Origin of the sequence: Variovorax ginsengisoli, from assembly GCF_030486595.1 — a bacterium.
In the GTDB taxonomy this organism is placed as follows: domain Bacteria; phylum Pseudomonadota; class Gammaproteobacteria; order Burkholderiales; family Burkholderiaceae_C; genus Variovorax; species Variovorax ginsengisoli_B.
Map to the genome: position 1 here is coordinate 341,669 of NZ_JAUJZH010000002.1, position 17,871 is coordinate 359,539.

At 68.3% G+C, this 17,871-nt stretch carries 17 protein-coding genes; 4 read left to right on the top strand and 13 right to left on the bottom strand.

Annotated features, from left to right (window positions below):
• Nucleotides 1-8: 8 nt before the first annotated feature.
• From QZH52_RS04165 to QZH52_RS04175, 3 genes are all read right to left on the bottom strand, one after another.
• A complete protein-coding gene (locus QZH52_RS04165) occupies nt 9-1,589 on the bottom strand; it encodes an AMP-binding protein (protein WP_301804300.1) in 1,581 nt (526 codons plus the stop codon).
• A 131-nt stretch (nt 1,590-1,720) separates the two neighbouring features.
• A complete protein-coding gene (locus QZH52_RS04170) occupies nt 1,721-2,692 on the bottom strand; it encodes a LysR family transcriptional regulator (RefSeq protein WP_301804303.1) in 972 nt (323 codons plus the stop codon).
• A 64-nt stretch (nt 2,693-2,756) separates the two neighbouring features.
• Entirely contained in the window at nt 2,757-3,458 is a 702-nt protein-coding gene (locus QZH52_RS04175; protein ID WP_301804322.1) for a DUF899 family protein, read from the bottom strand.
• On the opposite strand from QZH52_RS04175, the gene QZH52_RS04180 reads away from it, so the two are divergent.
• Complete coding sequence (locus QZH52_RS04180; RefSeq protein WP_301804324.1) at nt 3,457-4,332, top strand: class II aldolase/adducin family protein; 876 nt, start codon at nt 3,457-3,459, stop codon at nt 4,330-4,332. The two genes, QZH52_RS04175 and QZH52_RS04180, sit on opposite strands and share 2 nt — an antisense overlap.
• Before the next feature lie 207 nt (nt 4,333-4,539).
• On the top strand, nt 4,540-5,439 hold the full coding sequence (locus tag QZH52_RS04185) for an amino acid ABC transporter substrate-binding protein (protein WP_286535288.1): 900 nt from the start codon (nt 4,540-4,542) through the stop codon (nt 5,437-5,439).
• Nucleotides 5,440-5,456: 17 nt separating this feature from the next.
• Here the strand turns inward: QZH52_RS04185 and QZH52_RS04190 are convergent, their stop codons facing one another.
• On the bottom strand, nt 5,457-6,356 hold the full coding sequence (locus tag QZH52_RS04190; protein WP_301804624.1) for a LysR family transcriptional regulator: 900 nt from the start codon (nt 6,354-6,356) through the stop codon (nt 5,457-5,459).
• 94 nt (nt 6,357-6,450) lie between these two features.
• Between QZH52_RS04190 and QZH52_RS04195 the strand changes: the two genes are divergently transcribed.
• Nucleotides 6,451-7,749 (top strand): aminotransferase class V-fold PLP-dependent enzyme, encoded by a 1,299-nt coding sequence (locus QZH52_RS04195; protein WP_301804336.1) that lies wholly within the window; start codon nt 6,451-6,453, stop codon nt 7,747-7,749.
• An 11-nt stretch (nt 7,750-7,760) separates the two neighbouring features.
• On the opposite strand, the gene QZH52_RS04200 is transcribed toward QZH52_RS04195, so the two are convergent.
• From QZH52_RS04200 to QZH52_RS04240, 9 genes are all read right to left on the bottom strand, one after another.
• Complete coding sequence (locus QZH52_RS04200; protein ID WP_286521613.1) at nt 7,761-8,462, bottom strand: ABC transporter ATP-binding protein; 702 nt, start codon at nt 8,460-8,462, stop codon at nt 7,761-7,763.
• Between the two features lie 18 nt (nt 8,463-8,480).
• A complete protein-coding gene (locus QZH52_RS04205) occupies nt 8,481-9,227 on the bottom strand; it encodes an ABC transporter ATP-binding protein (RefSeq protein WP_286535286.1) in 747 nt (248 codons plus the stop codon).
• Nucleotides 9,224-10,195 carry a branched-chain amino acid ABC transporter permease gene (locus QZH52_RS04210; protein WP_301804339.1) on the bottom strand — a complete coding sequence of 324 codons (972 nt, stop codon included), beginning with the start codon at nt 10,193-10,195 and terminating at the stop codon, nt 9,224-9,226. Before QZH52_RS04210 ends, QZH52_RS04205 begins: the two co-directional genes overlap by 4 nt.
• A gap of 1 nt (nt 10,196) precedes the next feature.
• Nucleotides 10,197-11,069, bottom strand: coding sequence for a branched-chain amino acid ABC transporter permease (locus QZH52_RS04215; RefSeq protein WP_286535284.1), 873 nt, complete (start codon nt 11,067-11,069; stop codon nt 10,197-10,199).
• A gap of 19 nt (nt 11,070-11,088) precedes the next feature.
• Nucleotides 11,089-12,255 (bottom strand): ABC transporter substrate-binding protein, encoded by a 1,167-nt coding sequence (locus tag QZH52_RS04220; protein WP_286521616.1) that lies wholly within the window; start codon nt 12,253-12,255, stop codon nt 11,089-11,091.
• A gap of 110 nt (nt 12,256-12,365) precedes the next feature.
• Nucleotides 12,366-13,166 carry an alpha/beta fold hydrolase gene (locus QZH52_RS04225; RefSeq protein WP_301804348.1) on the bottom strand — a complete coding sequence of 267 codons (801 nt, stop codon included), beginning with the start codon at nt 13,164-13,166 and terminating at the stop codon, nt 12,366-12,368.
• Complete coding sequence (locus tag QZH52_RS04230) at nt 13,163-14,719, bottom strand: benzoate-CoA ligase family protein (protein WP_301804351.1); 1,557 nt, start codon at nt 14,717-14,719, stop codon at nt 13,163-13,165. The genes QZH52_RS04225 and QZH52_RS04230 overlap by 4 nt, the downstream gene beginning before the upstream one ends.
• A 36-nt stretch (nt 14,720-14,755) precedes the next feature.
• Nucleotides 14,756-16,309 carry a 3,4-dehydroadipyl-CoA semialdehyde dehydrogenase gene (locus QZH52_RS04235; RefSeq protein ID WP_301804354.1) on the bottom strand — a complete coding sequence of 518 codons (1,554 nt, stop codon included), beginning with the start codon at nt 16,307-16,309 and terminating at the stop codon, nt 14,756-14,758.
• On the bottom strand, nt 16,306-16,770 hold the full coding sequence (locus tag QZH52_RS04240; RefSeq protein WP_301804356.1) for a 4-hydroxylaminobenzoate lyase: 465 nt from the start codon (nt 16,768-16,770) through the stop codon (nt 16,306-16,308). Before QZH52_RS04240 ends, QZH52_RS04235 begins: the two co-directional genes overlap by 4 nt.
• A gap of 159 nt (nt 16,771-16,929) precedes the next feature.
• Between QZH52_RS04240 and QZH52_RS04245 the strand changes: the two genes are divergently transcribed.
• Complete coding sequence (locus tag QZH52_RS04245; protein WP_301804360.1) at nt 16,930-17,862, top strand: helix-turn-helix transcriptional regulator; 933 nt, start codon at nt 16,930-16,932, stop codon at nt 17,860-17,862.
• The last annotated feature ends 9 nt before the right edge of the window (nt 17,863-17,871 follow it).

The window sequence follows — 17,871 nt, forward strand, 5'->3', positions numbered from 1 at the left end:
TGCTCCTGTCAGTTGACCATGCGGCTGTGACCGGCCCAGTAGGGGGCCTGGATCTGCTTGCGCGCCACCTTGCCGTTCGGGTTCTTCGGCAGGGCGCGCACGAACTCGATATGGCGCGGCCGCTTGAAACCGCCCAGGCGCTGGGCGCAGAAACTCTCGAGCGCCTGCGCGTCGGCCGCGCAGTCGGGCTTGAGCACGACCTGCGCCGCCACCGCCTCGCCCCATTTGTCGTCGGGGATCGCGAAGACGCAGGCGTCCTCCACCGCCTCGTGCTGGTAGAGCACCGCCTCGACCTCCGACGGATAGACGTTGAAGCCGCCGCTGATCACCATGTCCTTCTTGCGGTCGACGATGTAGACGTAGCCGTCGGCGTCCATGCGCGCCAGGTCGCCGGTGTGGTAGCGGCCGTCCTTCAGCACCTCGGCCGTCAGCGCGGGCGCACGCCAGTAGCCGGCGAAGACGTCGGCGCCGCTGACCACGATCTCGCCGATCTCGCCGCTGCCGACCGGCCGGCCCGCGTCGTCGACGATCTCGACCTTCGATTCCAGGAAGGGGCGGCCGCAGGATGCCAGCCGTTCGGGCATGGCGGCCCGGGCGAACAGGTGGTCTTCGACGCTGAGGCCGCAGACACCGGAGGTGGTCTCGCCGGCGCCGTAGCCTTGCGACAGGACCGGGCCGAAGACGTCCATGGCGCGCAGGATCCGCGCCGGCGCCATCGGCGCTGCGCCATAGCCCAGCCGCAGCAGGTCGGGCAGCGGACGGTAGCGTCCGCCGAGCTCGGCCAGCAGCATGTTGATCATGGTCGGCACCATGAAGGTGTGGGTCACGCGGTCGGCCTTCATGTCGGCCAGGAAGCGGCCGGGCTCGAAGTTCGAGAACAGCCGGATGGTGGCGCCGCTGCACAGCGCCGGCACGATCTGCATGCCCGAGGCATGCGTGATCGGTCCGACCAGGCCGAGCAGGTGTCCGGCATGCATGCCTTCCGAACGCGTGAGGAACTTGCGCAGCTGCGCCAGCCGGTTGCCGAAGGTCTGCATCGCGGCCTTGAGCACGCCCGAGGAGCCCGAGGTGTAGTGCAGCACCGCCACCTCGTCGGCATCGACGACGGCCGGCGTGAAGCTGTCGCTGGCGCGGCCCAGCAGCCGTTCGTAGGCATCCGGCCCCTCCGCCGGGCCGTCGACGAGCAGCAGGCGCGGGGCGCTGGCGCCGAGGTGCGGCCGGAACGACTCGGCGCGTTCGGCGGTGGTCACGACCAGTGCCGCCTCGCTGTTGGCGACGATGTCGCCGACCTCCTTCGGCGACAGCCGGGCATTGAAGGGTGCCTTGACCAGCGCCGCCTTGTAGCAGGCCAGCTCGATCTCGACGATCTCGACGCAGTTCGGCAGGTAGATGCCGACGCGGTCGCCGCGCTTCAGCCCGGCGCCGAGCAGCGCGTTCGCGAGGCGGTTGGAGCGCTGCTCCAGTTCAGCGTAGGTCAGGCTGCGTGCCGGGCTCCTGACGGCGGTCTGCCGGCCGTAGGCGCGCGAACAGCGCGCGACGAGTTCGCCGACATTGGCGACGGCGCGGGGTGGGTTCTGGCTGGTGTTCAACGGTGTCTCCTTGTCTTCGCCATGTGCTGCATGGCACGGGGCCCGACTGTTCCAGAATCGGTGCCGCGCAAGGAAATACCGTTTGCTGATGCCGGGCCATCAATCGAAGTGATGACCGGGCCGCGCAGGGCTCAGGAAGGGGACAGCAGCCGGGCGTCCCAGACCTTGTCGCGGATCAGCCGGGCGGTCTGCTCGGACAGCGCATCCATGACGACGCGCGTCGCCGGCTCGATCGTGCGGTCCGATGGCGTGGCCAGGAAATAGCTGCGCTGCAGCTCCGGGCGCACCACCCGGGCGACGATCCAGTCCCGCGTTCCGGGCGCCGTGTCGCCCAGGGTGCAGGCGGGCGTGAACGTGAAGCCGGCGCCGCAGACATAGAGCGAGCGGATCACGCGGGCCGAGTCCTGCTCGTGCACCACGTTCAGGGCGACGCCGAGCGTCGCGGCGGCATCCTCGACGCGCTGGCGGATCGAGAAGCGCCTGGACTGCAGCACCAGCGGCAGCCGGGCCGCCAGCTCGAAGTCGATCTCGGGCCTTGCGGCCTTGCGTCCGCGCGGCGGCCGCAGCCGTGGCGCCAGCGTGCCGTCGGCATCGCGCCCGCACAGGAAGATCGACTCGCAGGCCAGCGGCTCGCAGCGCAGCCCGTCGACCAGCGGTGCGTCGACCAGGATGCCGACGTCGGCCCGCCGCTCGACCATGGCCTTCTTCACCATGAGGCTGAGGTCGTCGAGCACGAAGACGCGGATCCGCGGATGCGACAGCCTCAGTGCGGCGAGCACCGGGCCGAGCAGCAGCGCCGCCAGCAGGAAGGGCGCGGCCACCGTGACCGAGCCTTCGGGGCCCTCGGGCACGCGCTGGATGCGGTCGCGCATCGCGTCGGCATCGGAGAGCAGCCGGCGCGCATCCTGGTAGAGCTGGAGGCCGGCCGGCGTCGGCGTCACGCCGACGTGCGAACGCTCGAACAGCTGGGCGCCGAGTTCGCCTTCGAGCTTCTTGATCTGCGCCGTGAGCGCAGGCTGGGCGATGTAGAGCGAACCGGCCGCGCGCGAGAGGCTGCCGGCTTCGAGGACGGCGATGAAGTAGCGCAGCGTGCGGAGGTCCATGGGCGCCATTTTGCGGCGGCATTCACCCGCGACCCTTCGTGCTGCGAGCGAGCGTTGAACCGAGTCAGTAGTTGAGCTTCGGATACCAGTCGGTGCCGCGGCCGCCCGGGGTCAGGTCCAGCACCGACCAGAGCGAGGCGATGTCGGGCGCGTCGCGCGGATCCTGGCCGGGGTCGGCCATCTCGCGCGTCATCTCGCTGGCCCAGAACAGCCGCACCCGGTCGCCATCGCGCCGGAACACGATCAACGCCGGATATTCGCTGCCGTCCGGCAACAGCACTCCGAGGTCCCTGGCGTAGTCGTCGCCGACGGTCTGGACGAAGTTCAGGTCGCGCCAGCCGCGCTCCTGCGCGAAGGCGAACTGCCGTTCGACCGAGGAGCGCCCCAGGATCTTGAGCGCCACCCGCTGCTTGATGTCGGCCGCATTGCCGTTCACCGCGCCGAGCCAGTTGGTGCACATCGGACACGGCCGTTCGCGCTGGGGCCCGTACATCCAGAAATAGGTGACCAGCGTGTCCTTGTCGCCGAACAGGTCGATCAGTCCGACCTCGAAGGCCTGCTCGTCCTTGAAGCGGTAGTCCTTCTCGATCACCGGCCCGGGCGGCAGCGCGCGGCGCTGCTCGGTCAGTCGCGTCATGTGGCGGCGGAACTCGATCTCTTGCGCCAGCAGCGCCTGGCGGGCCGTCTCGTAGTCGGTCGATGCGCCGGGGAAGGGCGTCTTCGCCAGCTTTGCGAGTTCTGCGGCCGGGGTCGGTGGGACTGTCATGGCAGGGCTCCTCGGTGGTGCGCGCAGCGAATTGTGCATCGCTTGGCCCGGCGCTGGCTTCGGAGTAACGTCCTCGCCTCGGCCCAATTCAAGGAGCGCCACCGTGCAGATCGGCGTACAGAACTTCGCGACCCGCGCCCCGCCGCGTTTCGAATCCAAGGAGGCCGAGCGCGAGCATTCGCTGCAGCGCCTCGCGGCCACTTGCCGCATCTTCGGCCGGCGCGGCTTCTCCGACGGGCTGCTGGGCCACGTCACCCTGCGCGACCCCGAGCTGCCCGACCATTTCTGGGTCAACCCGGTGGGGATCGCGATGCACCAGATCAAGGTCTCGCACCTGGTCCAGGTCGATCCGCAAGGCCAGGTGGTGCGCGGCAGCGGCATGGTCAACCCGGTCGGCCTGCTGCTCCACACCGCGGTGCACCGGGCGCGCCCCGAGGTCAACGCGGTCTGCCACGCCCATGCGCTGCATGCGTCGACCTGGTCGTCCTTCGAGCGCCGGCTGGACCCCATCACCCAGGACGCCTGCATCTTCTTCGAGAGCCAGGCGCTCATCCTGGCGCCGCGCGTCGTGCGGGACGCCGAGACGGCGCGCCGCTTCGCCGACGGATTCGGCCAGCACCGCATGGCCATCCATGGCGGCCACGGCATCTTCACGACCGGCCAGACCATCGACGAAGCCGCCTGGTGGTTCGTGCTCATGAACCGATGCTGCGAAGCGCAGCTGCTGGCCGAGGCCGCGGGCACGCCGACGCAGTGGGCGCCCGAGGACGCCCGCTGGCTGGCGTCGGTGCTCGGGTCGCCGACCTTCGGCTGGCTGTCGTTCCAGACGCTCTGGGACGAGATCATCCGCAGCGATCCCGATCTCGTGGATTGACGGCCGGGGTCGCCGAGGGTCTGGCCGAGGACATCGTGCGAGTTCTAGCTTGGCCTGACAAATCACTTTTTCGACTGCAACATCGTGAAATTAAATCGCTTTTTGACGCGCTGACTTCCTTTCAGAATCGGCTTTCGAAGCGTGATGCGGGCTTCGCCGTCGTCTCGACGGCCCCCCGCCGCGAGCCCACCTCTGAAAGGCCTTGAAATGAGATTCCTCCGTTCTTCGTCGCTCGGCCTTGCCGCCCTGCTCCTGTGCGCCGGCGGCACCGCCTTCGCCCAGTCCGACACGCTGGCCAAGATCAAGGCCAGTGGCGCCATCACCATCGGCAGCCGCGACAGCCAGATCCCCTTTTCGTACAAGCCGGGCGGCAGCGCCGACCCGGTCGGCTTCACCAACGACGTGTGCCTGAAGATCGTCGATGCGGTCAAGGCCAGGCTCGGCATGCCGAAACTCGAGGTGCGCTACACGACGCTGACCTCGACCAACCGGATCCCGCTGCTGACCAACGGCACCGTCGACCTCGACTGCGCGACCACGACCAACACGGTCCAGCGCCAGCAGCAGGTGGACTTCGCGCCGAGTCATTTCGTCACCAGCATCACCGCGGCAGTGAAGAAGAACTCGGCGATCCACTCGTTCGCCGACCTCAACGGCAAGAAGATCTCGACCGTCGCCGGCAGCACCGGCGTGCAATTGCTGCGCGGCTACCGCAAGAGCGGCAACATCGAGGTCGAGGAACTGGCGGCCAAGGACACGGCGGACGGCTTCCTGCTGCTGGCTTCCGACCGCACCGCGGCCTACATCCTGGACGACGTGCAGCTGGCGGGCCTGATCGCCACGTCCCCCAACCCCGGCGACTTCAGGATCCTGACGCAGGAGTCGCTGCGCCAGGAACCCTACGGGATCATGTACCGCAAGGACGACCCGCAATTCAAGGAGATCGTCGACCGCACCGTGACCGAGCTGATGAAGTCCGGTGCCATCGACGAGATCTACACGAAGTGGTTCATGAAGCCGATCCCGCCGGCCAATGCAAACCTCAACTTCCCGATGACGGATGCCGTCAAGGACGCCTACCGGCATCCGAACAACAAGGGTGTCTGAGCCAGGGCATGTTCACGCTAGCTCGCCTGGAACATCCGCGTGAAGTCGCAGCACTCCTGCGCCAGCATGATGATGGAGGCCAGGAGCGAACTCCGATGCTCGCCCTTGTACATCGCGACGTAGGCCACCGGGGGCAGGGCGGGCAGCACGTCGAGCTGCACCAGCAGGCCGTCGTCGAGCATTTGCGCGACCGCATCCTTCGGCAGGTAGCTCACGCCCAGGCCCGAGATGGTCAGGCCGATCAGCGCGACCAGGTTGTGGATCACGATCGGCCTGGCCGGCTGCACGCCGAGGTCCTTCATCCAGCTGTCGTAGAGCAGCCCGGTGCCCGAGCGCGAGCCCTGCAGCAGCATCTGGTGGCCCGCGAGTTCGTGCAGCCGGATCGGCTTGCCGGCCGGCACGACGCCCGGCTTGCACATCCAGGCGCTCTCGACGCTGCCCACTGCCTTGGCTGGGATGCGGGTGTCGGAAAAGGCGTCGGGCACGATGATCAGGTCGAGCTCGTCGGCCAGCACCTTCTCGCGCAGGTTGACGCTGCTGTCGACATCGGGCTCGAGCGTGACCTTGGGATAGTGCACCTGGATCAGCTCGACCCAGCGCGGCAACCAGGTCATGGCGGTGAGCTCGGTGACACCGATGCGCACGCGCCGCTCGATCACGTCGATGCGGCCGAACTGCTCGACCGCGGCATCGCGCTGCGCCAGCAGCTGCCTGGCCAGCACGAACATCTCCTCGCCCTTGTCCGTCAGCCGCGCCGAGCGCTGGCTGCGGTCGAAGAGCGCGGTGTCGAAAGCCGTCTCGAGTTCGTGCACGCGCTTGGAGATGGCCGACTGCGAGGTATGCAGCTTGTTGGCCGCGAGCGCGAAGCTGCCGAGTTCGCCAATCCAGTAGAGCGCCTCGAGCTGCTTGAAGGTCATCATGAAAGGCTGGCTCCTGGCGTGGTGATCGATCGCTTTTACTCGCCGAATCGTAGCGAATCACATCGCTTCCAGAAATGAAGGAAAACCAGCCATGACCGCTCACTCGCAAGGCGAGCTCTTCTCCGACGCATTGATCGCGCAGATCAAGAGCCGGTTCCACTACGTCGACCACGACATGTCGGGCCGCGAGCGCCTCTTCTTCGACAACGCTGGCGGCTCCTTCCGCCTCAAGGCGGCGGTCGAACAGTTCGCCCTGATCGACGCGCTGCCCGACTGCCCCGAGCGCATCCACGAGCTTGCAATCTTTTTGCAGCAGGTTCAGGCCAGGGGCAGCGACGACCTCCGCACGATCCTCAACGCAAGGGGCGGCAGCGTGTACGCGTCGCTGACCGCGTCGGGCGCGATGTTCGACATGGTTCGCGCCATCGCCGAGAACGTGCCCGGCAAGAACATGGTCACCACGGCGCTCGAGCATCCGTCCTCCTTCGACGCCATGTCGCTCTATGCCGGGCGCACCGGCAAGCAACTGCGCGTCGCGCCTTCGAACCCCGTGACGGGCGGCGTGGACGTCGACGCCATCGTCCGACTGGTTGACCAGGACACGTGCTTGCTGAGCGTGATCTACGCGTCCAACATCTCCGGCGCCAAGCTCGATGTGAGCGAGATCGTGAAGCGCGCGCGGGCGATCAAGCCCGATCTCTATATCGTCGTGGACGCCGTGCAGCACGCGCCGCACGGGCTGATCGACCTGCAGCAGACGCCGGTGGACGGCATCAACATCGCGCCCTACAAGTTCTTCGGCTGCCGGGGCTCCGGCATGTCGTGGGTGTCGGAGCGCGCCGCCGTGCTGCCGCACCACAAGCTCGCGGGCAAGAAGAAGGATTTCTGGGACCTGGGCAGCGCCGCGCCGTGGCAGTTCGCGGTCGTGACCGCGATCGTCGACTATGTGTGCTGGCTGGGCGGCCAGTTCGTCGACAGCGACGACCGGCGAGCCCGGTTTGCCTCCGGCATCGAGAAGATCGAGCTGCACGAACGCGCCTTGCTGGCGCGCCTGCTCGACGGCACGGCACAGACGCCGGGCCTGCGCGCGATGGACGGCGTCCAGGTCTTCCTCGACTTCGAAGACCTGACGAAACGCGACCTGATCCTTGCGATCGGCATTGACAATCTCGAGCACGCCCAGGCGGTGCGCGAGTACGAGAAGCGCGGCGTCATCGTCTACGAGCGGGTGGCGTCGAGCCTGTACTCGAAGCGCATGCTGGATTCGTTCGGCCTCGAGGGTGCGGTGCGGGTGTCGCCGCTGCATTGCAATTCGGCGGCCGACATCGACCGCTTCCTGCGGGTCACGCGCGAGATCGGCGAGGCCTTCGCGGCTGCGCCGGCCCGCTAGCGGCGGACCGCTCAGACCCCCAGCAGCTCTTCCAGCACGGCCGGCTCGGCCAGCAGCTCGGCCGAGGCGCCATGCCGCACGATGCGGCCTTTTTCCATCACCACCGCGAGGTCGGTGTGGCCGAGCACGCGGCGCCAGTCGCGGTCGACGATCAGGGTCGCGATGCCGGTCGAGCGGATGCCGGCGATCACGCGCCAGATCTCGGCCACGATCAGCGGCGCCAGGCCTTCGGTGGCCTCGTCAAGGATCATCAGCCGCGGGTTGGTCATCAGCGCGCGGCCGATCGACAGCATCTGCTGCTCGCCGCCCGACAGCTGCTGGCCGCCGTGCGAGAGCCGTTCGGTGAGCCGCGGAAAGGTCGCCATCACGCGCTCGAAGGTCCACTCGCGCTTGCCATCGATGCCGGGGCGCGCGCTCATGACGAGGTTCTCGCGCACCGACAGGTTGGGGAAGATGCCGCGCCCTTCGGGCACGTAGCCGATGCCGCGCCGCGCCATCTTCTCGGGCGTCCAGCCGGTCACGTCCTGGTCGTCGAGCCGCACGCGCCCCGAGGCCGGCCGCACGTAGCCCATCAGCGAGCGGATCAGCGTGGTCTTGCCCATGCCGTTGCGCCCGAGCAGGCCGACCGAGGTGGCAGCCGGCATCGCGACGTCGACGCCGCGCAGGATGTGGCTGTCGCCGTAGTAGGTGTTGAGTGCTTCGATCTGGAGCATGTCAGCGGGGCGGTTCATTCAATGGTCCTCGCCGAGGTAGGCTGTCCGCACTTCGGGATTGGTCCGGATCGAATCCGGGTCGCCGGTCGCGATCACCGTGCCGTTGACCATCACCGTGATGCGGTCGGCGATGCGGAACACCGCGTCCATGTCGTGCTCCACCAGCAGGATCGCGTGCGAGTCCTTGAGGCGCGTGAGCAGCGCCAGCATGCGCTCGGTTTCCTCGGCGCCCATGCCGGCCAGCGGCTCGTCGAGCAGCAGCACGCGCGGCCGGGTCGCCAGGCACATCGCGACCTCGAGCTGGCGCTTGGCGCCATGGCTCAGCGTGCCGGCGATGCGCTCGGCCACGCCGTCGAGGCCGGCCGCGGCCAGCGCCTCGCGGGCCGACGCATTGCTCTCGGCGCAATGGCTGGACGATTGCCAGATGGCCCACGGCCGCGGGTTCGCGGCCTGCGCCGCGAGCCGGCAGTTCTCCAGCACCGTGAACTCGGGAAAGATCGTGGTCCGCTGGTAGCTGCGGCCGACGCCGGCCAGCGCGCGGCGGAACTGCGCCCGGGTCGTGATGTCCTCGCCGTCGAGCGAGATGCGGCCGTCCGACGCATCGATCTCGCCCGACAGCATGTTGATCAAGGTCGACTTGCCGGCGCCGTTGGTGCCGATCACCGCGTGCACCTCGCCGCGCCGCAGGTCCAGGTTCACCGCATTGACCGCGACCAGTCCGCCGAAGCGGCGGGTGAGCGATTCGACCGCAAGCAGGGTGGTCATGCGGCAGCTCCCTTGGCCGGTTTGGCCGCAGCGGGCGAGATGCGGGCCGCGATGCCGATGATCCCCTTGGGCAGCAGCGCCACGAAGGCGATGATCGCCAGTCCCAGCGTGAGCTGCCAGTGGTCGGCCAGCGGCCCGACCAGCGCGTGGGTGGAGAGCAGTTCCTTCAGCAGGGTGAAGGCGACCGCGCCGATCACCGCGCCGCGCAGGTGGCCGAGGCCGCCCAGGATGATCATCAGCAGCACCTCGCCGGAGTTGTGCCAGGCCAGCAGCTCGGGATTGACGACGCCGTCGCGCGAAGCCAGCAGGAAGCCCGCCAGCCCGGCCAGCGCGCCGGCGATCACAAAGGCGGCGAGCTTGTAGCCGTAGACCGCGAAGCCGGCCGCGCGCATGCGCTGCTCGTTGACCCGGATGCCGGCCAGCGCGGCGCCGAAGCGCGAGCGCCGGATCAGCGCCAGCAGGCCGTAGGTCAGCACCAGCGCCGCCAGCACCACATAGAACTGCGTGTAGCGGTTCTCCATGTCGAGGGCGCCGAGGGTCGGGCGGATGTACATGTAGATGCCGTCGCTGCCGCCGCCGAGCGCGGTGTCGTGGAAGACGAAGAAGGCCATCTGCGCGAACGCCAGCGTGACCATGATGAAGTAGACGCCGCGGGTGCGCAGGCTCAGCGCCCCGACCGCCAGCGCATAGGCCGCGGCCGAGCCCATGGCCAGCGGCAGCAGCAGTGCGATCGAGCCGCCGTCCTTGCCAGAGCCGAGCACGGTCGCGTAGGCGCCGATGCCGTAGAAGGCCGCGTGGCCCAGGCTCACGAGGCCGGTCATGCCGACCAGCAGCTCGAGGCTCAGCGCGAAGATCGACAGGATCATCACCTTGACCACCAGGTCGGACAGGTAGGGGCTCAGCATCGGGCCGAACACGGCCAGGACGATGGCGCAAAGCAGGGGGATGGAATGGGAGAGGCGTTGCATGTCAGACCTTGCGTCCCATCAGGCCTTCTGGGCGCCATATCAGCACGATCGCCATCAGCACGTACACGCCCATGCCGCTCAGCTCGGCGAAGAAGACCTTGCCGAAGGTGTCGACGAAGCCGACCAGCAGGGAAGCCACGAGTGCGCCGGTGATCGAGCCGATGCCGCCGATCACCACCACCACGAAACAGATGATCAGCACGCTGGCGCCCATGCCCGGGTAGACCGAGGACATCGGCGCGGCGATCATGCCGGCCAGCGCGGCGAGCGCGACGCCGGCCGCGAACACGATGCGGTAGAGCCGCCGGATGTCGATGCCCAGCCCGCGCACCATGTCGCGGTTGCTGGCGCCGGCACGGATCATCATGCCCAGGCGCGTGCGGTTGACCACGTAATAGAGCCCGATCGCCAGCACCACGCAGGCCGCCGAGGCGAACAGCCGGTACCAGGGGTAGCTCATGAGGTCGCCGAGCGCGAAGCTGCCCTCGAGCCAGGGCGGCGCCTTGACGCCGTGGACGTCGTTGCCCACCAGGATCGAGCGCAGCTCCTCGAACACCAGGATCAGCCCGTAGGTCATGAGCACCTGCTGCAGGTGGTCGCGCTGGTAGAGATAGCTGAAGAAGGCCCACTCGAGCAAGTAGCCGAACACCGCAGCCAGCACCACGCCGACCGCCAGCATCACGATGAACTGGTCGCCGAACAGCGGCGACAGCGCGAAGGCCATGTAGGCCCCGAGCATGTAGAAGCTGCCGTGCGCCAGGTTGATCACGCCCATGATGCCGAAGATCAGCGTCAGGCCGGAAGCGACCAGGAACAGCAGCAGTCCGTACTGCACGGAGTTCAGGCACTGAACGAGAAAGGTACCGAAGTCCATGCAGTGTCTTCGCTCTCGATTACAGCTTGCAGCCGCGCGCCGGGTCGGCGAGATTCTTCACGGCGATGTTCACCAGCTTGTTCTCGTTGCCCTCGACCTTGCGCAGGTAGACGTCCTGCACCGGGTTGTGCGCCTTGTTCATCGTGAACGTGCCGCGCGGGCTGTCGATCTTGGCCTTCTCGACCGCGGCCGCGAACTCGGCCTTCTTCGAGATGTCGCCCTTCACTGCCGCGAGGCCGATGCCGAGGATCTGCGCCGCGTCATAGCCCTGCACGGCGTACACATCAGGCTGCAGCTTGAAGCTCTTGGCATAGGCGGTGCGGAAGGCCGTGTCGCGCGGCGTGTTCAGGCCGTCGGCATAGTGCAGCGTGGTCTGCATGCCCTGGGCGGATTCTCCCTGCGCCTCGAGCGTGCCGTCGGTCAGGAAGCCGGGGCCGACCAGCGGGATGGTCTTGTTGAGGCCGGCCGCCGCATAGTCCTTGACGAACTTGACCGCGCCGCCGCCGGCGAAGAAGGCATACACCACGTCGGGCTTGGCCGCCGCGATCTCGGTCAGCAGGGCCTGGAACTCGACGTTCGGGAACGGCACCGTGAGCTGCTTGTCGACCTTGCCGCCGGCCTTCTCGAAGCCTTCCTTGAAGCCGGCCACCGACTCGTCGCCGGCCGCGTACTTCCAGGTGATGGTCATCGCCTTCTTCTTGCCCTGCTTGCCGGAGACCTCGCCCATCGCGTAGGCCGGCTGCCAGTTCGAGAACGAGCTGCGGAAGATGTTCTGGGCGCACATCGGGCCGGTGACCGCATCGGCGCCGGCGTTCGGCACGATCAGCACGGTGCCGCTTTCCTTGGCTGCCTTGGCCATCGCCATGGCCACGCCCGAATGCACCGTGCCGATGATGACGTCGACGTTGTCGCGCTTGATCAGCTTGTTGACGTTGTCGGTGGCCTTGGCCGGGTCCGATTCGTCGTCGACCTTGACGAATTCGATCTCGCGGCCGGCGAACTTGCCGCCCTGCTCCTCGAGGCGCAACCGGAAGCCGTTCTCGATGGCGACGCCCAGCGCGGCGTAGGTGCCGCTGAACGGCAGCATCAAGCCCACCTTCAGCTTGCCCTGCTGGGCGTGCCCGAGCGTGGCGACACAAGCGAGCGCCAGGGCGGTGAGGGTGGTGCGAGCGATGCGGTGGCTCATTGAACTGACTCCTTCGGTTGATGAAATTACTTTACTGCTAAACTATTCATGACTCAAGTAAGAGTTTCCCCCAAGGACCACCGTTCCGCTCGCGCGGACGAGGCGGGTGATCAGGGAGAGCTTTCCGACTTGACAAATGAAACGGTCGCCACTATCGCCGTTTCGGGCTGATCGCGATGCGGGGAATGCCCGCAGTCGGGAATCTCCAGCAGCCGGGTCTGGGGCACGCGCTCGGCGATGCCGCGGATCTGGCGCAGTGTGCCGTACTCGTCATCGATTCCCTGGATAGCAAGAATCGGGCAACGGATGGTGGCCAGCTCGCCTTCGATGTTCCATTGCCTGAAGGGCGGGTGCAGCCAGATCCGGTTCCAGCCCCAGAACGCTGAATCGACGTCGTCGTGGTAGCGCCCGAGTTTCTGCCGCAGGTCGGTGTCCAGGTAGGCCTGGCGCGCCAGCTCGATGTTGGCAACGGTCACGTCCTCGACCAGGATGTGCGGCGCCATGACCACCAGCCCGGCCACGCGGTCGGGGAATTCCGCCGCGTACAGCAGCGCGATCGAGCCGCCGTCGCTGTGGCCGAACAGCCAGGGTTTTTCCTGCAGGCCGATCGCCTCGAAGAAGGCCGGCAGCACCTCGTGCGCCTGGCGGTGCATGAAGTCGACGTCCCAGGTCTCGTCGGCGTCGCGCGGCGTCGAGCGGCCGTAGCCGGGGCGCGAGAACACCAGGCCGCGGAAGCCGCCGGCCGTGCACAGGCGTTCGGGGAAATCCTTCCACATCGAGATCGAGCCCAGGCCTTCGTGCAGGAAGACCAGCAGCGGCGCGTCGCTGCGCTCGGGGGCGATGCGCTGGTATTCGACGCGCAGGTCCTTGCCCCGCCAGCGGATGGCGGCGAATTCGGAGTCGGCGATCACTTTTGCTGTTCCCGTTCGCGCAGGCGGAAGCGCTGGATCTTGCCGGTCGCGGTCTTGGGCAGCTCGTCGACGAACTCGATGAAGCGCGGGTACTTGTAGGGCGCCAGGCGCTCCTTGACGAAGGCCTTGAGCTCGTCCTCGCCGACCGGCTGGCCGTCCTTGCGCACCACGTAGGCCTTGGTCTTGGTCAGGCCGTCGGCGTCTTCCTTGCCGATCACCGCAGCCTCGAGCACCGCCGGGTGCTGCATCAGCGTGGCCTCGACCTCGAAGGGCGAGACGTAGATGCCGCTGACCTTGAGCATGTCGTCGCTGCGCCCCGCGTAGGTGTAGTAGCCGTCGGCGTCGCGCGAGTACTTGTCGCCGCTCTTGGTCCAGCCGTCGCGGAAGGTCTCGGCGCTTTTTTCAGGATTGCCCCAGTACATCACCGCCGTGCTCGGGCCCTTGATGTAGAGGTCGCCGACTTCGCCGTCCGCGACCGGCTGGCCGTCTTCGCCGCGCAGCTCGATCTCGTAGCCCTCGACCGGCTTGCCCGTGGTGCCGTAGCGGATGTCGCCGGGCCGGTTCGACAAAAAGATGTGCAGCATCTCGGTGGAGCCGATGCCGTCGACGATCTCGCAGCCGAAATGGGCCTTGAAGCGCTGGGCGATCTCGCCCGGCAGGGCTTCGCCGGCCGACGAGCACATCCGCAGCGCGACTGCCTCGCGCGCCGGCAGCCGGGGCGAGGCCAGCATGCCGGCGAAGCCGGTCGGGGCGCCGAAGAAGACCGTCGGCTTGACGCCGCCCTGGCCGGTCCAGCGCTTGAAGGTGGCGTCGGGCGTCGGCCGCTCGCCCATCAGCAGCACCGTGGCACCGACCGACAGCGGGAAGGTCAGCGCATTGCCCAGCCCGTAGGCGAAGTACATCTTGGCGGCCGAGAAGCAGACGTCGTCTTCGGTGAGGCCCAGCACCGGCTTGCCATAGAGCTCCGCGGTCCACCAGGGGTTGCCGTGGGTGTGGACCGTGCCCTTGGGCTTGCCGGTCGAGCCCGAGGAGTAGAGCCAGAAGGCATGGTCCTGCGGCGTGGTGGCGGCCGGCGCCGCCAGCGGTTCGCTGGCCGCGATGGCCGAGTCGAAGTTCTGGGCGCCGTCGGGCAGGGCGCCCATGGGCTGCGACACGAACAGCGTCCGCACGGCGTTCGGCGCCTTCGCCATCGCCTCCTGCAGCACCGGCAGCAGCGCGCCCGACACCAGCGCCGCGGTGGCGCCGCTGTGGGCGAGCATGTAGGCGTAGTCGTCGGCCGTGAGCAGCGTGTTGACCGCCACCGGCACCACGCCGGCATAGAGGCTGCCCAGGAAGCTGACCGGCCAGTCGCTGCCGTCGAGCATCAGCAGCAGCACGCGGTCCTCGCGCCGCACGCCGCTGGCGAGCAGGGCGGCGGCCAGCCGGCGCGCGCGGTCCTCGAGCTGGCCGTAGCCGAGCGCGCCGCGGTCGTCGACATAGGCCGCCTTCGTCGCGCGGCCGCGGTTCAGCGCGAACAGGTGCTCGGCGAAGTTGAAGGTGTCGGGCAGGGTCATCGTGGGTCTCCTCTGATCGTCTCGTGTTGCTTCGGCCTACTGAATGCCGAGCTGCGCCAGCACCGCGGGGCTGGCCTGCACCGCGCTCTTGCGGTGATAGAAGTCCAGCGCCCGCAGGCCGCCGAGTTCGGCGCCGCCGCCTGCCCGGCCGGGGCCGCCGTGCATCGACATCGGCATCACGTTGCCGTGGCCGGTCTGGGCCTGCGCGACCTCGGGCGAGATCACGTGCACGCGGCCATGGCTGGCGGCGAGCTGCACCGCCGCCTGGCCGAGCGCCGCATCGTCGGCGCCGTAGAGCGAGGTCACGAGCGATCCCTGGCCGCGATGGGCAAGGGCCACCGCATGCGCCAGGTCGCGGTAGGGCAGCAGCGTCGCCACCGGACCGAAGACCTCGATGTCGTGCACGCGGTCGGCCGCATCGGCGTCTCGCGCGCCCAGCAGCACTGGGCCGATGCAGGCCGCGATGGCCGGGTCGGCGTCGACCAGGGCCTTGGCACTGCCGTCGTGCAGCACCTCGGCCTGGGCCTGGAGCGCAGCCAGCCCCTCGCGCACCGCGACCAGCTGGGCACGGCTCACCAGCGAGCCCATCCGCACGCTGTCGTTGCGCGGATTGCCGACCGTGACCCCGGCCAGTTTGGCGCCGATGGCTTCGGCGGCAGCGTCGTAGACCGCGGTGGGCACGAGAATGCGGCGGATCGCGGTGCACTTCTGGCCCGACTTCACGGTCATCTCGCGCACCACTTCGCGTACCAGCAGGTTGAAAGCCTCGCTGCCGGGGCCCGCGTCGGGCAGCAGCAGGGCCGAGTTGAGACTGTCGGCCTCGATGTTCACGCGGGCCGAGCGCTGGGCCACGGCCGGGTGCGAGCGGATCACGGCGCCGGTTTCAGCCGAGCCGGTGAACGAGACTACGTCGAAGGGTTGGAGCTGGTCCATCAGGCCGGCCGAGCTGCCGCAGATCACCGACAGGGCGCCGGCCGGCAGCACGCCGGCCTCGACCACGTCGCGCACCATGCGCTGCGTGAGCCAGGCGGTCGAGGTGGCGGGCTTGACGATCACCGGCACGCCCGAAAGCAGCGCCGGGGCGGCCTTTTCCCAGAGGCCCCAGGACGGGAAGTTGAAGGCGTTGATGAACAGCGCCACGCCGCGCATCGGCACCTGCAGGTGCTGCGACAGGAAGACCGGTTCCTTGCCGAGCTTCACCGCGTCGCCGTCGCGCAGCGCGCGCACGTCACCGAGCGCGTCGCCCCATTTGGCGTACTGGCCGAGCGTGAAGATCGCGCCGTCGATGTCGACCGCCGAGTCGTTCTTGACAGTGCCCGAATTGGCCGTCGCGATCTCGTAGTACGCGTCGCGATTCGCCTGCAGCACCTTGACGATTGCGGCCAGCAGCCCCGCACGCTGGCGGTAGGTCAGGGCGCGCAGCGCCGCACCGCCGGTGTCGCGTGCAAAGCGGAAAGCCGCGGGCAGGTCGAGCCCGGTGGCGTCGACCCGTGCCAGTTCGGTGCCGAGCACCGGATCGACCAGCGCCGTGCCGGCGCCGCTGCCGGCCTGCCAGCGGCCGCCGACGTGGTTGGGAATAAGTTCGGTCATTGGGTAAATTTGATTTGCCCTTCGGGCAGTAGATAGAGGACCAGCGCGCGGCCTTGGGCGACGGTGGGGCGGTGGGCGCTGCCGGGCGGGTAGACGCACCAGCCGGCCGGCCGGCCGTCGAAGGTCGCGTCGCCCTCGATCGGCATGATCAAATCGATCTCGCCGTTGGGATGGGTGTGGTGCGGCCCGGCAAGATCGCGCATGTCGACCACGTCGACCGAGAATCGGCTCAATGCGTCCTCGGCCTTGAACACCCTGCCGTAGCGGATGCCGCCGCCTTCGCGGTCGCACAGCCAGCCTTCGGCGACGCCGTCGATGCAGGCCTGCCGGAGCTTTTCGAAGCTCGGGCTGCCGGCGCCGTGCTGGCTGTTGAGCCATTGGTCGAGGTCCTGATCGAGCGGACGGCCGGCGATCTGGCCGGTGAGGTCCGCAACGAGTTGGTGGAAGCTGTCTTTGGACATGGGCGTGTTCATGCGTGGAGTTGAACTTGCGGCAATCGGCTGTGTGCAGTATCTTGCCTGTGAGCGAACCATAAGCACCGAGCACTGAGGTGTCAAGCAATATAATGCATGTACTGGTGTTAACCCTGAGCCGAACCGCCGGCCGAGCGAAAGCGAGTCATGAATCAGCGAGCTGAGGAGGCGGTGCTGTCCGTCTCTCCCGAAGTCCCGGCGCCAGCCGAGGAGGCCAAGAATCCCTTGCTGGCGGCGCTCGGCGAGCGCGTGCGCAATCTGCGCGCGCGCCGCGGCCTGACCCGCAAGGCGGTGGCGCTGGCGGCCGACGTGTCCGAGCGGCACCTCGCCAATCTCGAATACGGGATCGGCAACGCCTCGATCCTGGTGCTGCAGCAGGTCGCGACCGCGCTCCAGTGCACGCTGGCCGAACTGGTTGGCGACGTCACGACCATTTCGCCCGAGTGGCTGTTGATCCGCGAACTGCTCGAGAACCGCAGCGAGGCCGACCTCCGCCGGGCCCGCGTCGCGCTCGGCGAACTGCTCGGCACCGCGGCCGGTGACCCGGCGCGGCACCGGCGGATCGCTCTGATCGGACTGCGCGGCGCCGGCAAGTCCACCCTGGGCCAGATGCTGGCCGACGACCTCGACGTGCCCTTCATCGAACTGAGCCGCGAGATCGAAAAGATCGCCGGCTGCAGCGTGCGCGAGATCCACGACCTCTACGGCACCAACGCCTACCGCCGCTACGAGCGCCGCGCACTCGAAGAAACCGTGCAGATCTACAGCGAGGTGGTGATCGCCACGCCGGGCGGGATCGTCTCCGACCCGGCCACCTTCAACCAGCTGCTGGCGCACTGCACCACGGTCTGGCTGCAGGCCGCGCCCGAGGAGCACATGGGCCGCGTGGCGGCCCAGGGCGACACCCGGCCCATGGCGGCCAGCAAGGAAGCCATGGACGACCTGCGGCGCATCCTCAGCGGGCGGGCCGCGTTCTATTCGAAGGCCGACCTCAACGTCGACACCGGTGGGCAGGACCTGGCGCAGAGCTTCGCGCGTTTGCGAACCGCGGTGCGCGAGGCGATGGCGCAGGCCGACTGAAGTCATGTC